This window comes from Mesorhizobium sp. WSM4840 (assembly GCF_055811755.1).
Window position 1 is genome coordinate 164,265 of the sequence record NZ_JBVVQD010000001.1, and the last position, 14,269, is coordinate 178,533.

Sequence of the window (14,269 nt, forward strand, 5' to 3'; positions counted from 1 at the left end):
TGCCGGACCAGTATCGGAGGACCTAGTCACACTACTTTGACCATGGCAAGCAAGCACCACATCGCCTGAAGCCGGTTTGGCCGTAAATTATGTCCGCTTCCGGGCAACATCTCGTGATCCCGCGCCAAACGGACCTGCACCGATATAGCGTCGGAAGGCCTCCGGTCCAGCCTTGGTAAAAAAATCGGCGACAGTCCCGGTTGCGGCAACCGTGCCATTGTCCAGGAACACCATGTCCTGGCCGATACGGTGGGCATCCTCCGGCTGATGCGTGACGAACAGCACCGTCATGCGCCGCTCCGCATGGACGCCGGCTACCAGATCGAGCATGTCGTCGCGCAAGGCCGGTCCGAGCGAGGCGAACGGTTCGTCGAGCAAGAGCACCGGCCGGTCGCGCACCAGGACGCGGGCGAGCGCGACGCGCTGCCGCTCGCCACCGGAGAGTTCGCGCGGCAGGCGCTGTTGCTTGCCGGCAAGGCCGACGCGCTTGAGCGCCCCGGCGATTGCAGCGTGGTCGCCCTCGGCCAGCCTGAGCGACGGCGAGCGGCCAAGGCCGACATTTCGTTCGACCGAAAGATGGGCAAAGAGATTGTTTTCCTGGAACACCATCGACACTGGCCGCGCCGACGGCGGTTTGGCGCCGACATCGGCGCCGCCGATCAGCACGCGGCCCGATCGCGGCGTCTCGAAGCCGGCCACCAGATTGAGCAGCGTCGATTTTCCCGAACCGCTCGGCCCCATGATGGCGGTGATCTTCGAGGCGGCGAACTCGACATCGAATAAAAACGGCGCTTCGCGATAGCTGAACGAGACCTTTTCCAGCCGCACGGCCGTACCGCTTTCCGCGCTGTTGAGCATCATGATTTTTCTCCCTGCCCCAGCCAGTCAGCGGCCAGGACAAGCGCAAGACAAACCAGGCCGAGCAGCAACGCCAGGCCTGCCGCGTCCATCGTGCGGTAGCTGCCCATGCGCGCCAGCAAGAGGTAAGGCAGTGTCTGCAGGGAGTCGCTGCCGAACAGGGCAATGACGCCGAGATCGCCGAGCGACAAAGCCATGGCGAACGCGAAACCGGTGGCGAGCGGCCGCCGCAGCGACGGCCAGTCGACCAGCCGGAACCGGTTCCAGCCCGAAATGCCAAGCAGCAAACAGAGCCGTTCGTGGCGTTCGCTCGCCGCATCATAGCCGGGGCGAATGGCGCGGATGGCAAACGGCATCGCCATTACCGCATTGACGGTGACGACCATGACAGGGGCGATGGCAAAGACGTCGCTGACAGCACGCAGGAGCAGGAACCAGCCGGCGCCGATGACGATGGGCGGCACGACGAGGACGAAGCCGGCGCCGGTATCGGTGGCGTATTCGAGCAGCGTCCTGGCGCCGACGCGACGCCTCAAGGCCAGCGCCCGTCGTGCCATGACGAGCGACAGCGACAGCGCCACTGAAAGCAGCGCCGCCAGCAGGGCGAGCACGGCGCTGGTCAGCGTCGCCTGCCGCACCGCGATCTCGCCCGCCAGCCGGCCGAGATCGGCGCCAAGGCCTGACGTCACCATGGCAGCCATCGGCCCGGCGACGAACAGCAATGCGAGAGCGATCAATGCTGTATTCAGCACGGTCTCGGCCGGGCCGGCCGAAAGATAGCGGCGCGGTGCCACCGGCAGGTTGGCGTCGCCGACGATGTTGGCGCCAAGCCGCATCAATGCCAGCACAACGACGAAGGTCAGCGCGATCTGCAGCAGTGTCAGCGTCACCGCGCGGGCAGGATCGAAATCGAAACGCAGTGCCTGGTAGATGGCGACCTCCAATGTCGTCGCACGCGGCCCGCCGCCCAGCGTGAGCACGATGGTAAAGGATGTGATGCAGAGCATGAAGACAAGCCCAGCGACGCCCGGCAGCGCCGCACGCAGCGTCGGCCATTCAATCAGCCGGAAGGCGGGTCTGGCGCCCATGCCGAGCTGGCTCGCCAACCGCCACTGGTCGGCCGGCACTGTCGTCAGCGCTTCAAGGAACAGCCGCGTGGCCAGCGGCAGATTGAAGAAGACATGGGCGATGAGGATGCCGGACAGGCCGTATATGCCCGGCCAGCCCAGACCGCCAATCGCGGTGAGCACGCCGGCGAAATAGCCGGCACGGCCATAGAGAGCCAGAATGCCGAGTGCGGCGACGATGGCCGGCAGCGCAAGCGGCACGGCGAAGAGCTGCAGGATCAGGCCGCGACCAAAGAAGCGCGGATGCCGCGACAGCGCCCGCGCAACGAACAGCGCCGGCACGACGGAAAGCAGTGTCGACAGCAAAGCCTGCAACAGCGTGAAACGGGCGACCCGGAAGAGGTAGGAATCGAAGGTCGACGCGGCGCCGGACGGGTCGCGGGCGCCTTCGACGATGAGCCCGGCGAACGCTCCGCCGACCAGCAGCGCAACAGCGGCAAGCGCGATGGTGCCGGCGGTGACGCGGGGATCGGCAGGATATCCGGTATGCATGCCGCCCTGCCTAGTTCAACGATCGTCGAAGCAGAAAATATGGCTGAGGTCGAGTTCCCGGGCGCCGTAGAGTAATCATCTTTCAATCACAAGCTACTTGCTCATCACCGACAGCCATTCGTCGACCCAGGCCTTGCGATTGGCGGCGACCTCTTCCGGGCTGAAAAGCAAAGTCTTGGTCGGCTTGACGAGCTTGTCGAAAGCCGGATTGAGCGGCTTCTCGGTCTTGCCGGCCGGGAACATCCAGTTGGTCTCGGGAATGACATCCTGGAATTTCGGTCCGGTCATGAAAGTCAGGAACTGTTTCGCCAATGGGTTCTTCGCGCCTGACGTGGTGATGCCGGCAACCTCGATCTGCAGATACGCGCCCTCCTCGAAGGACGCCGCCTGATAGCGTTCGGTGTTTTCGGCGACCATGTGATAGGCCGGCGACGTGGTATAGGACAGCACCATCGGCGCCTCGCCCTTGGTGAACAGGCCATAGGCCTCGCTCCAGCCCGGCGTCACGGTGAGCACCTTTGCCCTAAGCTTGGCCCAGGCTTCCGGCGCCTTGTCGCCATAAACCGACCTCACCCACAACAACAAGCCGAGACCGGGCGTCGAGGTGCGCGGATCCTGGATGACGATCTTCTCATCGGCATTGCCCTCGACCAATTCCTTCAGGCTCTTCGGCGGCGTCTTCAGCTTTTCGGTGTCGTAGACGACGGCGAAATAGCCATAGTCGAACGGCACGAAAACATCGTCGCTCCAGCCGCCCGGCACATTGACATCGATGACGGCACCATGCGGCGAAAACAGGCCGGTGGCCTTGGCTTCCGCAGTCAGATTGGTGTCGAGGCCGAGCACGATGTCGGCCTTGGTCGCGGCCCCTTCCAGCTTGACGCGGTTGAGCAGGGCGACGCCGTCGGCGACCGCGACGAATTCGAGAGTACAGCCGCATTCGGCCTCGAAGGCCTTCTTCACCGCGGGGCCTGGACCCCAGTCGGCGGTGAAGCTCTCATAGGTATAGACGGTGAGTTTTTCCTGCGCGGATGCCGGCCCGATGCCGGCGGGAACAGTCGCCGCAAGCAGCACTGCCGAAACTAGAGTGTATAAAAACGTGCGCATCGGCGCCTCCTTCGTTCGCGTTGAAAGGAATTGAGGCGTCGGGCTGTCCGAAACGTCTAATCCCTCCGCCGGTACAAACCGGATCAGGTTCAGCGGGTTGGCATGGTCGCCTCTCAGCTGGTTCGCGAAGATCGCGTCCAGCACCCCGTTAGAGCGTTTCGACACATAGGCCCGGCCTGGTTGCGGCGCAAGCGGAAGTTTGCCGGGCATCTGGAACGCGGCCTTCCGTTTGGCAAGCAGGGCTGGTAAGGGCCACGCATATGAGCAAATTCACCATCCTGCTTGGCGGCGATCTAATCCGCACGCCGCTGCTCGACCGCCAGGTCGAAGGCTCCCGTGTCATCGCCGCCGACGCCGGCATGAGCCATGCCCGGACGCTGAACCTGACGCCGGAACTCTGGGTCGGCGACTTCGATTCGGTGCCGGCGGACTTGCCGGACGAGCTGGCCGCCGTGGCCCGCCAGGTGTTTCCGGCAGAAAAGGACAAGACCGACGGCGAACTGGCTATCGCCGCCGCGCTCGAACGCGGCGCGACCAGTCTCGTGCTCGCCGGCGCGTTCGGCGGCAAGCGCACCGACCACGCCTTCCTGCACCTGGCGCTCAGTGTCCGACTGGCCGAGGCAGGGACGGAGGTGCTTTTGACCAGCGGCGCACAGGAAGGCACTCCCTTGCTTCGCGGAAAGGCCGGCTTCGACTACGCCGATGGCACGCTGTTTTCGATTCTCGGCTTTTCCGACCTTACCGGCCTGACCGTGACCGGCGCCAAATGGCCGCTGAACCATATCGAGATGGCGTTCGGTTCGTCGCTGACCATTTCCAACGAGGTCAGGGGCCGGCTGGAAATTGCGCTGAGCAGTGGCCGCGCGCTGTTGCTCGCCCACCCATTCCCCTTACCTGGAAGCTGACATGGCGCCGCCACTTCTCAATCTCGACGGCATAAAACTGACCTTCGGTGGCACGCCGCTGCTCGACGGGGCGGAACTGACGGCGTCGGCGGGCGACAAGATCGCTTTGGTCGGCCGCAACGGCTCGGGCAAATCGACGTTGCTCAAGATCGCTGCGGGATTGATAGAGCCGCAGGACGGCGAGGTGTTCCGCCAGCCCTCGGCGACAGTGCGCTACCTGCCGCAAATGCCCGACTTGGATGGTTTCGCCAGCGTCCGCGCCTATGTCGAGGCGGGGCTCGGACCCGCCGACGATCCCTACCGCGCCACCTATCTGATGGAGCATCTCGGCCTGTCCGGCGACGAGCGGCCGAACGATCTCTCCGGCGGCGAGGCGCGCCGTGCCGCCCTTGCCCGCGTCATGGCGCCGGAGCCCGACATTCTCCTCCTCGATGAGCCGACCAACCATCTCGACCTGTCGGTCATTGAATGGCTGGAGGAGGAGCTTGCCCGCACCTCTTCGGCGCTGATCGTCATCTCGCATGACCGCCGCTTCCTCGAGCGCGTGTCGCGCGCCACCGTCTGGCTCGATCGCGGCCAGACCCGCAGGCTGGACAAGGGCTTTGGCCATTTCGAGGAATGGCGCGACACCGTTCTGGAAGAAGAAGAACGCGAGCAGCACAAGCTTGGCCGCCAGATCGTGCGCGAGGAGCACTGGCTGCGCTACGGCGTGACTGCAAGGCGCAAGCGCAACATGCGCCGGCTCGGCGAACTGCAGACCATGCGCCAGCGCTTTCGTGGCCATCGCGGCGCCGAGGGTGCGGCGACCATGGTGGCCAGCGACGCCGCCGAATCCGGCAAGCTGGTGATCGAGGCCAAGACCATCGAGAAGAGCTTTGGCGACCTCACTGTGGTCAAGGGCTTCTCGACCCGCATCCAGCGCGGCGACCGCGTCGGCCTGGTCGGCCCGAACGGTGCCGGCAAGACGACACTGCTGAAGATGCTGACCGGCGAATTGAAGCCGGACTCAGGCACGGTGCGGCTCGGCACCAATCTGGAGATCGCCACGCTCGACCAGAAACGCGACGCGGTCGATCCGCAAGAGACACTGGCGCAATACCTCACCGACGGGCGCGGCGAGAACCTCGTCATCAATGGCGAGCAGCGCCACGTCGTCTCCTACATGAAGGATTTCCTGTTCAAACCGGAACAGGCGCGCACGCCGGTGCGCGAGCTTTCGGGCGGCGAGCGGGCGCGGCTGCTGCTCGCCCGCGTGTTGGCGCGGCCGGCGAACCTGCTGGTGCTCGATGAGCCGACCAACGACCTCGACATGGAGACGCTGGAATTGCTGCAGGAACTGGTCGCCGGTTTTGCCGGTACGGTGATCCTGGTCAGCCACGACCGCGATTTCCTCGACCGCACCGTGACCAGCCTGATCGCGCCGGACGGCGGCGGCCGCTGGATCGAATATGCCGGCGGCTATTCCGACATGCTGGCGCAGCGCGGCGGCACCAGGCTGGACGACCGCAAGGCACGGCCAAAGGCCGAGACCAGCGAAGTGGTGGCGGCAGGCAGGAGCGAAGCACCCGCGCCGAAGGGCTCAAAAAAACTGTCGTTCAAACAAAAATTCGCGCTGGAATCGCTGCCGAAGAAGATCGAGGCGGTGAACGCCTCGATCTCACGGCTGGAGAACAACATCGCCGACCCAGCCTATTACGAGCGCGATCCGGCCTCGTTCCAGAAGACCATCGCCGCCCTCGACAAGGAGCGCGCCACGCTGGCAGCGCTCGAGGAGGAATGGCTGGAACTTGAAATGTTGCGCGAGGAGATGGAGGGGTAGGCATTGCATGCGTGCTTTTATGCGCCTATCTTATGCGCATAAATGGGAGCTGCTCCATGCTTCAGTCGACTCCAAAAGCCCAACGAAAATCGGTCAATACCTCGATCGACTCCAGATTGATCGAGGACGCCAAGGCGCTCGGTATTAATATATCTCGCGCCGCCGAGGAGGGTATCGCCAAGGCGATTTCAGCCGAAAAAACGCGCCGGTGGCAGGAGGAAAACAGGGAGGCGATCGAGAGCTCTAACGACTATGTCAGGCGCAACGGACTGCCACTGGCCAAGTACCGGCCGTTTTGATGGCGCGTTACGATTTCTACCGGAGAGCTGAAGGCGACGGCTATCTGCTCGACGTTCAGGCTGATCTTCTTGAAGGTCTAAACACAAGGATTGTTATCCCGTTGATGCCGCCCAACATGGCCCCGGTGCCGGGGCGCCGGCTAAACCCCACCTTCACGATCAACGGCAGTGACCATGTCATGGTCACTCAATTCATGTCAGCCTTGATGGCTTCTGAATTGCGTGCCGCCGAAGGAAATCTTTCCAGCCGCCACGACGACATCGTGGCCGCGCTCGACATGCTATTCCAGGGCTTCTGAGAGGGTTGAGGCTGGTGAGCCCCGGCCTCAGCCCGCCTCTTTTGTTTGCCAGGCCTTCAGCGCCTCGTCGAACACCTTCTCGCCGGGAATGCCCTTTTCCATGGTGAGCAGCGCCCGCCGTCCGGTCTTGTAGACGACCGGTACGTCGATCCATTTCTGGCCCCGGAGCAGGGTCAGATTGGCGTCTTCGTCCGCCTTGGTGTCGTTGAGAGCGACCAGGAAGAAGCCGTCCGCGATTTTCGCCGGGATGCCGATCAGCGGGCTGCCGGCATCCTGTTCAGAGCCCTTCATGGCGACGCGCAGGATATTGTCGACGCCGCCGCCGTCGAAACCATCGGGCGTCAGGAAAATCATCTCGATGATGTGGCTGGCCGGCAGCGTTTGGTCGGTGTTGCGGCGGATGGTCATGCGCAGCTGCACGTCCTTACCCGGAATGCTCGCCTCGGCGCGGATTGCCGGCTCGGGCGGCAGATTGCCGCCGGGCGATTCCTGTACCAGCGACCAGACGATGCTGCCGGGCTCGGCCGAGCCTTGGGCGGTGCTGGTGCGCTCCTCGTAGAAGATCGCCTTTTGGCCGACCGCCAGCGCGGTTTCCGCAGGCGCGGCTGTCGGCGCGGCCGGCGCAGCACCGGGGGCCGGCGCTGCCGGGGCGGCTGCGCTATCGGTCGGCGCCGCCGGCGCCGGCGTGGCGCCATCGGCAGGCGGCGTTGCGGGGGCAGCACCCGGCGTGGCGGGCGCAGTCGTGGCTGGCGTGTCGCCGGCCGGCGCGGCAGGCGCAGGTGCAGCCGGCGGCGGCGTGGTCAGTGCTGCGACGGATTCGCCCTCTCCGATACCGCTTTGTCCTGGAGCGGGGCCGGGATCGACCTCACCGCCCTCGGGCGTCAGCCGCTGGGTGAACTTTGTGCCCTCGGCATCCGTTGGAGCCGCAGCTGCCGGAGGCCTTGCCGCGGCATCGGTAGCCGGCTCGGCCGGGGTCGGCTTCACTAGCGGCTCTATGGTTGCGACCGTCGTGCTGTTGAGACCTAGCATATTGCTGAACGCGTCCTTGTTCAGCCAGATGCCATAGCCGCCGCCGGCGACGACGAGCAAAGCGACGACAGCGGCGATCAGCCCGCCAGAGCTGCGCCTCCGCTCGGCAGGACGCAGACGCTGAAAGGTGTCCGGCGCCGGCTCCTCGTCGTTGGGAAAGACATCGTCTCTAAAGGTATCGCTCTTCTCGTCCTCCGCTGGAAGATCCGCGACCGAAGGCACCGCATCGGTGTGCTCTGGAGGAGAAGCAACGGATGGCGGTTTTTGCCAATTCGGCGCGGCTTTGGCGGCAGGCGCCGGCTGCCTTGCCGGCTCAGTCTTTACCGGCTGCCATGCCGGCTCAGTCTCTGCCGGCTGCCATGCCGGCTCGGTCTTTGCCGGCTGCCGAACATGGCTGGGTTGGTTCTTGTTGCGGTCGATGGAGGAGAAGATGTCTTCCAGCTCCGACAGCGGATCGGATGCCGGCACGCTCCTGGTATAATCCCGCTCGACGCTGGCGATGGCGTCTTCCAGGGTGCGCTTATGCTGGGCAACGACCGAAGGCGCCAGCGGCGGTGTGATCTTGGCCAGCTTGTCCGCGATCGTTGAACGGGCCTTGTCATAGACCCTCGCGCGTACCTCCGGCGACGGCTCGCCGAGACCATTGAGCGTCTTTTTCAGAGCACCAACAAAATCTGCCATGCTTCAGTCGACCTGCATTTCGTTTCTGGGCCGGCCCCGCAAATCGGCCGCGATGCCCGGAACGGCTGAGAATCTAGTCTTGAAACGGATCGGTCACAAGTATTGTGTCGTCCCGTTCAGGGCTGGTGGAAAGGAGTGCGACCGGCGCGCCGATCAGCTCCTCGATGTGACGGACATATTTGACTGCCTGGGCTGGCAGATCGTTCCAGCTTCTGGCGCCCGCGGTGGTGCCTTTCCAGCCCTCCAGCGTCTCGTAGACCGGTTCGACGCGCGCCTGCGCACCTTGGCTGGCCGGCAGATAATCGATCGCCTCGCCATCGAGGCGGTAGCCGGTGCAGACCTTGATCTCGTCCAGCCCGTCGAGCACATCGAGCTTGGTCAGGGCGATGCCCTTGATGCCGTTGACGGCGACGGCCTGGCGGACCAGCACGGCATCGAACCAGCCGCAGCGGCGCTTGCGGCCGGTGACGACGCCGAACTCGTGGCCGCGCGTGCCCAGGAACTCGCCGATCTCGTTCTTCTGTTCGGTCGGGAACGGACCTTCGCCGACACGCGTCGTATAGGCCTTGGTGATGCCGAGCACATAACCGATGGCGCCCGGACCGACACCGGATCCGGCGGCCGCTTGACCGGCGACCGTGTTCGACGAGGTGACGAACGGATAAGTGCCGTGGTCGATGTCGAGCAGCGTGCCTTGCGCGCCCTCGAACAGGATGCGTTCACCGGCGCGGCGCTTGTCGTCGAGGATCTTCCAGACGCGGTCCATATAGGGCAGGATCTCGTCGGCGACCGAAATCAGCTCACTCATGATGGCGTCGTGCGTGACCTCGGCGTGGCCGAGCCCACGACGCAGCGCATTGTGATGCGTCAGCAGCCTGTCGACTTTCAAGGGCAGCGTTTCCAAATCCGCCAAGTCCATCACCCTGACCGCGCGCCGGCCCACCTTGTCCTCATAGGCGGGGCCGATGCCGCGACGGGTCGTGCCGATCTTCGTTCCGGAATTGGAGGCGGCGTCTTCGCGGAATCCGTCCAGCTCCCGGTGCAAGGACAGGATAAGCGCGGTGTTTTCGGCTATTTTCAGGCGCTCGGGCGTCACCTCGACGCCTTGCGCCTTCAATTTCGCCACTTCCGCGACGAAGGCGTGCGGGTCGAAGACGACGCCATTGCCGATGATGGACAGCTTGCCTTGTCGCACCACGCCGGACGGCAGCAGCGACAGCTTGTAGACCCTGCCGTCGACGACCAGCGTATGGCCGGCATTGTGGCCGCCCTGGAAGCGCACGACGACGTCAGCGCGTTCCGATAGCCAGTCAACGATCTTGCCTTTGCCCTCGTCGCCCCATTGCGAGCCGACGACCACCACGTTGGCCATGTTTCTTTTCCCTTGAGGCGCCGCTCGGAGCGGCTTGAAATGGTTCGAAACGACAGGCTTCTATCGCATAGGCCCGAAAATCGGAATCGATTTCGGAAAGCACGATGCGGACATTCAAGCCTTGAGACGCGTACTTTGTCCGTCCAAGTGGACGCACGTCGCTCTATAACGTCAAGACCCGGCGAGCGCGACCATTCTTTACCGCCGAAAGCGCCCTCAGGCACAACAATTTTCGCCTTTGACATCATTTACTTGGGCGAACCACCACAATAGCTCGGCATAGACCCTCCGCCTGCCCCTCGCCCGGCTGGAATTTCGCGATGCATCGAACCGCCTATCTGTTCTTGCTGTTCACCACCTTGCTGTGGGGCGGCAACTCCGTGGCCGGCAAGCTGGCGGTCGACCACATTTCGCCGATGACGCTGGTCTTCCTGCGCTGGGTTCTGGCCGTTCTGATCATGCTGCCGATCGGCTGGCGAGCGCTGCGCGAGGATTGGCCGGTGGTGCGCCGGCATTGGTTGCTGCTTGGCGGGCTCGGCGCCTGCGGCTTCACCTTCTTCAACGCGATCTTCTACACGGCGCTCAATTACACGACGGCGATCAACGTCTCGATCGAGCAGGCGGCGATCCCGATCGTGATCATCCTAGCCAATTTCGTGCTGTTTCGCCTGCGTGTGAACCAGGTGCAGATCGCCGGCGTCGTGCTGACGATCATCGGTGTCGCCCTGACCGCCAGCCATGGCGATCTGCGCCAGCTTCTCAAGCTGGATCTCAACTTCGGCGACGCCATTATGCTGATCGCGGTGCTTTGTTACAGTTTCTACTCGGTCGGGCTGCGGCTGAAGCCGGCCATACGCTGGCAAAGCCTGATGCTGGCGCTGTCGATTGCCGCACTTGTCACCTCGCTGCCTTTCTTCCTGTGGGAATTGGCCGCCGGCAAGGTCATCGTCCCCGATGCGCGCGGCTGGGCGATAGCGTTCTACACCGCGATCGGCGCCTCAGTCGTCTCGCAGATCTTCTATATCAGGGGCAACGAACTGATCGGCGCAAACCGGGCCGGCCTGTTCATCAACCTGGTGCCGATCTTCGGTACGCTGCTGTCGGTGCTGATCGTCGGTGAGACATTCCAGCTCTATCAGGGTCTGGCCCTCGTGCTGGTGCTCGGCGGCATCAGCCTCGCCGAATACAGCGGAAGGAAGCTGGCGATTTAGCCGGCAAATGTTCGGGATCGGATCAGAATGGTGCAATCCAGAGCCCGTCGCAGCCATTATTGTCGAAACGCCCCGTGTGCTTGTAGAGCACGCGGGGCGCGCGCGGGCATGTTTCAGGCGCCGCCCACATCGAAATGCAGCCGCTTGGCGGAGTCGATCGACTTGTGCGCCCGCACCTGTTCCAGCACGTTTTCCGGAAACGGAGCATCGAGATAGAGCAGCGCGATGGCATCGCCGCCAGGCCGGTTGCGGCCGAGCTGGAAATTGGCGATGTTGACGCCGTTCTCGCCGCAGACCGTGCCGAGCAGACCGATGATACCGGGCGCGTCGGCATTCGTCGTGTAGAGCATATGCTGGCCGACCTCGGCGTCTAGGTTGATGCCTTTGATTTGGATGAAGCGCGGCTTGCCGTCCGAAAAGCAGGTGCCGGCGATCGAACGCGTCCTATGCTCGGTCTTGACCGTGAGCTTGATATAGCCGTCGAACACGCCGGATTTGTCGCGCTTGACCTCGGCGACGATGATGCCGCGCTCCTTAACCATGATCGGCGCCGACACCATGTTGACGTCGGAGACCTGCGGCCGGATCAGCCCGGCAAGGGTGGCGCTGATCAGCGCGCGCGTGTTCATCGTCGCGGTCGAGCCGTCGAAAAGGATCTCGACCTCCTTGATCGGGTCCTCTGTGACCTGGCCGACAAAGGCGCCGAGCACTTCGGCCAGCTTGACGAAAGGTTTTAGGCGCGGCGCCTCCTCGGCGGTGATCGACGGCATGTTGATGGCGTTGGAAACGGCGCCCTTGATCAGATAGTCGGCCATCTGCTCGGCGACGTGCAGGGCGACATTCTCCTGCGCCTCCATCGTCGACGCACCGAGGTGCGGCGTCGCCACCACATTCTCCATGCCGAACAGTTCGCTCTGCTCCGCCGGTTCGACCTCGAACACGTCGATGCCGGCACCTGCCACCTTGCCGCTTTTCAGTGCCGCGATCAGGTCGGCCTCGACGATCAGCCCGCCACGAGCGCAGTTGATGATGCGCACGCCGGTCTTCATTTTGGCGATCGCCGCAGCGTCGATGATGTTGCGCGTCTTGTCGGTCAGTGGCGTGTGCAGGGTGATGAAATCGGCGCGGGCGAACAGCTCGTCGAGTTCGACCTTCTCGACGCCGAGTTCCTCGGCACGGCTGTCCGACAGGAAAGGGTCGAAGGCGATGACATGCATCTTCAGGCCGACGCCGCGCGTGGCCACGATCGAGCCGATGTTGCCGCAGCCGATGATGCCCAGCGTCTTGCTGGTGATCTCGATGCCCATGAAGCGGTTCTTTTCCCACTTGCCGGCATGGGTCGAGGCATTGGCTTCCGGTATCTGGCGGGCCAGCGCGAAGATCATGGCGACGGCATGCTCTGCGGTGGTGATCGAATTGCCGAAGGGCGTGTTCATCACGATGATGCCCTTGCGGCTCGCCGCCGGGATGTCGACATTGTCGACGCCGATGCCGGCGCGGCCGACCACCTTCAATTTGGTGGCGGCGTTGATCAGCTTCTCGGTGACTTTCGTCGCCGAACGGATGGCGAGGCCGTCATACTGGCCGATCACTTCGAGCAGCTTTTCCTTGTCCTTGCCGAGGTCGGGCAGGTAGTCGACGTCGATGCCGCGATCCCTAAAGATCTGCACGGCAGTGGTGGAGAGTTTGTCTGAGACGAGAACGCGGGGCATTGGCTTGGTCCTTTGCGATTGGCGCCCCTCCCCCTTTGAGGGGAGGGTCGGCGCGAGCGCCGGGTGGGTCGTTGCGGCCGGACGCCGCCGAAATCTTTTCTTTCTGGATGGCGGACCGTTGAGTTGGTGGAGGCAACCCCACCGGCCCTTCGGGCCACCCTCCCCTCAAGGGGGAGGGGTCAGGCGGCCGCCTTGAGCGACGCCTTTTGTGCGGCAAAGGCCCAGTCGAGCCACGGCAGCAGCGCTTCGAGATCGGAAGTCTCGACCGTCGCCCCGCACCAGACGCGCAGGCCGGGCGGCGCGTCGCGATAGGCGCCGATGTCGTAGGCGACGCCTTCCTTGTCGAGATCCGAGACAATTGCCTTGGCGAAGGCCGCCTGTCCGTCGGCGTCGAGTGCCGCGATATCCGGGTCGGTGAAGGAAAGACAGACGGACGTGTTCGACCGCGTCGCCGGGTCGGTGGCCAGATGGCCGAGCCATGCGGATCTGCCGACGAAGCCGTCGAGAACGGCGGCATTGGCGTCGGCGCGGGCGATCAGCGCATCGAGGCCGCCGATCGACTTCGCCCAACGCAGTGCGTCGAGATAATCCTCGACGCACAGCATCGACGGCGTGTTGATGGTCTCGCCCTTGAAGATGCCTTCGATGAGCTTGCCGCCCGAGGTGAGGCGGAAGATTTTCGGCAGCGGCCAGGCCGGCTTGTAGCTTTCCAGCCGCTCGACGGCGCGCGGGCTGAGGATCAGCACGCCGTGCGCCCCTTCGCCGCCGAGCACCTTCTGCCAGGAGAAGGTGACGACATCGAGCTTCTGGAAATCGAGCTTTTGAGCAAAGGCCGCCGAGGTCGCATCGCAGATGGTCAGGCCCTTGCGGCTGGCCGGGATGAAATCGCCGTTCGGCACACGCACGCCTGATGTCGTGCCGTTCCAGGTGAAGACGACATCGCGGTTGAAGTCGATTTTTGCCAGATCCGGCAGCGCGCCGTAACCGGCTTCGATCCTGCGCACGTCGGCGAGCTTCAGCTGCTTGACCACATCGGTGACCCAGCCGGAACCGAAACTCTCCCAGGCGACCATGTCGACGCCGCGTTCGCCGAGCAGCGACCACAGCGCCATCTCGACCGCGCCGGTGTCCGACGCCGGCACGATGCCGATGCGGTAATCTGCGGGAATCTGGAGGACCTCTCGCGTCAGCTCGATCGCCTGTTCGAGCTTGGTCTTGCCGATCTTGGCGCGGTGCGAGCGTCCGAGCGCGGCATTGGCCAGCGCCTCGACCGACCAGCCGGGACGCTTTGCACAGGGACCTGAGGAAAAATTGGGATTTGCCGGACGCGGTCCGGGCTTCGTATGCGTCGTCATCGT

General features: G+C 64.0%; 12 protein-coding genes and 1 riboswitch. Of the genes, 5 read left to right on the forward strand and 7 right to left on the reverse strand.

Features of this window, described 5'->3' with window-relative positions:
- Positions 1-87: 87 nt before the first annotated feature.
- The 3 genes from thiQ to thiB all read right to left on the reverse strand — a co-directional run bounded on the left by thiQ (position 88) and on the right by thiB (position 3,584).
- The gene (thiQ, locus tag AC0L3I_RS00910) at positions 88-858 is read right to left on the reverse strand and encodes a thiamine ABC transporter ATP-binding protein (protein ID WP_473486387.1); all 771 of its coding nucleotides are present in this window, start codon (positions 856-858) and stop codon (positions 88-90) included.
- Positions 858-2,477: a thiamine/thiamine pyrophosphate ABC transporter permease gene (gene thiP / locus AC0L3I_RS00915; RefSeq protein ID WP_473525656.1), complete on the reverse strand. Its 1,620-nt coding sequence runs from the start codon at positions 2,475-2,477 to the stop codon at positions 858-860. Before thiP ends, thiQ begins: the two co-directional genes overlap by 1 nt.
- 93 nt (positions 2,478-2,570) lie before the next feature.
- Positions 2,571-3,584 (reverse strand): thiamine ABC transporter substrate binding subunit, encoded by a 1,014-nt coding sequence (gene thiB / locus AC0L3I_RS00920; RefSeq protein WP_473525657.1) that lies wholly within the window; start codon positions 3,582-3,584, stop codon positions 2,571-2,573.
- Between the two features lie 43 nt (positions 3,585-3,627).
- Positions 3,628-3,742, reverse strand: a riboswitch (TPP riboswitch).
- A 102-nt stretch (positions 3,743-3,844) separates the two neighbouring features.
- Between thiB and AC0L3I_RS00925 the strand changes: the two genes are divergently transcribed.
- From AC0L3I_RS00925 to AC0L3I_RS00940, 4 genes are read left to right on the forward strand one after another with little or no spacing between them, the layout of a single operon-like run.
- Positions 3,845-4,489 (forward strand): thiamine diphosphokinase, encoded by a 645-nt coding sequence (locus AC0L3I_RS00925; RefSeq protein WP_473525658.1) that lies wholly within the window; start codon positions 3,845-3,847, stop codon positions 4,487-4,489.
- Position 4,490: 1 nt separating this feature from the next.
- Positions 4,491-6,308 (forward strand): ABC-F family ATP-binding cassette domain-containing protein, encoded by a 1,818-nt coding sequence (locus tag AC0L3I_RS00930; protein WP_473486358.1) that lies wholly within the window; start codon positions 4,491-4,493, stop codon positions 6,306-6,308.
- Between the two features lie 56 nt (positions 6,309-6,364).
- Positions 6,365-6,607, forward strand: coding sequence for a type II toxin-antitoxin system CcdA family antitoxin (locus tag AC0L3I_RS00935; RefSeq protein WP_123150288.1), 243 nt, complete (start codon positions 6,365-6,367; stop codon positions 6,605-6,607).
- Complete coding sequence (locus AC0L3I_RS00940; RefSeq protein WP_123150144.1) at positions 6,607-6,906, forward strand: CcdB family protein; 300 nt, start codon at positions 6,607-6,609, stop codon at positions 6,904-6,906. Before AC0L3I_RS00935 ends, AC0L3I_RS00940 begins: the two co-directional genes overlap by 1 nt.
- A gap of 27 nt (positions 6,907-6,933) precedes the next feature.
- Here the strand turns inward: AC0L3I_RS00940 and AC0L3I_RS00945 are convergent, their stop codons facing one another.
- Complete coding sequence (locus tag AC0L3I_RS00945; protein ID WP_473486357.1) at positions 6,934-8,616, reverse strand: hypothetical protein; 1,683 nt, start codon at positions 8,614-8,616, stop codon at positions 6,934-6,936.
- 73 nt (positions 8,617-8,689) lie between these two features.
- Positions 8,690-9,988, reverse strand: coding sequence for an adenylosuccinate synthase (locus AC0L3I_RS00950; RefSeq protein WP_473486356.1), 1,299 nt, complete (start codon positions 9,986-9,988; stop codon positions 8,690-8,692).
- A gap of 320 nt (positions 9,989-10,308) precedes the next feature.
- Here AC0L3I_RS00950 and AC0L3I_RS00955 point away from each other — a divergent pair, with 320 nt between their 5' ends.
- Positions 10,309-11,199 (forward strand): DMT family transporter, encoded by an 891-nt coding sequence (locus AC0L3I_RS00955; protein ID WP_473486355.1) that lies wholly within the window; start codon positions 10,309-10,311, stop codon positions 11,197-11,199.
- A 113-nt stretch (positions 11,200-11,312) separates the two neighbouring features.
- On the opposite strand, the gene serA is transcribed toward AC0L3I_RS00955, so the two are convergent.
- Together serA and AC0L3I_RS00965 are read right to left on the reverse strand one after the other, a co-directional pair.
- The gene (gene serA / locus AC0L3I_RS00960) at positions 11,313-12,911 is read right to left on the reverse strand and encodes a phosphoglycerate dehydrogenase (RefSeq protein WP_123150140.1); all 1,599 of its coding nucleotides are present in this window, start codon (positions 12,909-12,911) and stop codon (positions 11,313-11,315) included.
- 179 nt (positions 12,912-13,090) lie between these two features.
- The gene (locus AC0L3I_RS00965; RefSeq protein WP_473525659.1) at positions 13,091-14,266 is read right to left on the reverse strand and encodes a phosphoserine transaminase; all 1,176 of its coding nucleotides are present in this window, start codon (positions 14,264-14,266) and stop codon (positions 13,091-13,093) included.
- Positions 14,267-14,269: the final 3 nt, after the last annotated feature.

Coding starts and splice junctions, on each gene's coding strand:
- thiQ (WP_473486387.1), bottom strand. CDS start 858: ATGCTCAACAGCGCGGAAAGCGGTACGGCCGTGCGGCTGGAAAAGGTC.
- thiP (WP_473525656.1), bottom strand. CDS start 2,477: ATGCATACCGGATATCCTGCCGATCCCCGCGTCACCGCCGGCACCATC.
- thiB (WP_473525657.1), bottom strand. CDS start 3,584: ATGCGCACGTTTTTATACACTCTAGTTTCGGCAGTGCTGCTTGCGGCG.
- AC0L3I_RS00925 (WP_473525658.1), top strand. CDS start 3,845: ATGAGCAAATTCACCATCCTGCTTGGCGGCGATCTAATCCGCACGCCG.
- AC0L3I_RS00930 (WP_473486358.1), top strand. CDS start 4,491: ATGGCGCCGCCACTTCTCAATCTCGACGGCATAAAACTGACCTTCGGT.
- AC0L3I_RS00935 (WP_123150288.1), top strand. CDS start 6,365: ATGCTTCAGTCGACTCCAAAAGCCCAACGAAAATCGGTCAATACCTCG.
- AC0L3I_RS00940 (WP_123150144.1), top strand. CDS start 6,607: ATGGCGCGTTACGATTTCTACCGGAGAGCTGAAGGCGACGGCTATCTG.
- AC0L3I_RS00945 (WP_473486357.1), bottom strand. CDS start 8,616: ATGGCAGATTTTGTTGGTGCTCTGAAAAAGACGCTCAATGGTCTCGGC.
- AC0L3I_RS00950 (WP_473486356.1), bottom strand. CDS start 9,988: ATGGCCAACGTGGTGGTCGTCGGCTCGCAATGGGGCGACGAGGGCAAA.
- AC0L3I_RS00955 (WP_473486355.1), top strand. CDS start 10,309: ATGCATCGAACCGCCTATCTGTTCTTGCTGTTCACCACCTTGCTGTGG.
- serA (WP_123150140.1), bottom strand. CDS start 12,911: ATGCCCCGCGTTCTCGTCTCAGACAAACTCTCCACCACTGCCGTGCAG.
- AC0L3I_RS00965 (WP_473525659.1), bottom strand. CDS start 14,266: ATGACGACGCATACGAAGCCCGGACCGCGTCCGGCAAATCCCAATTTT.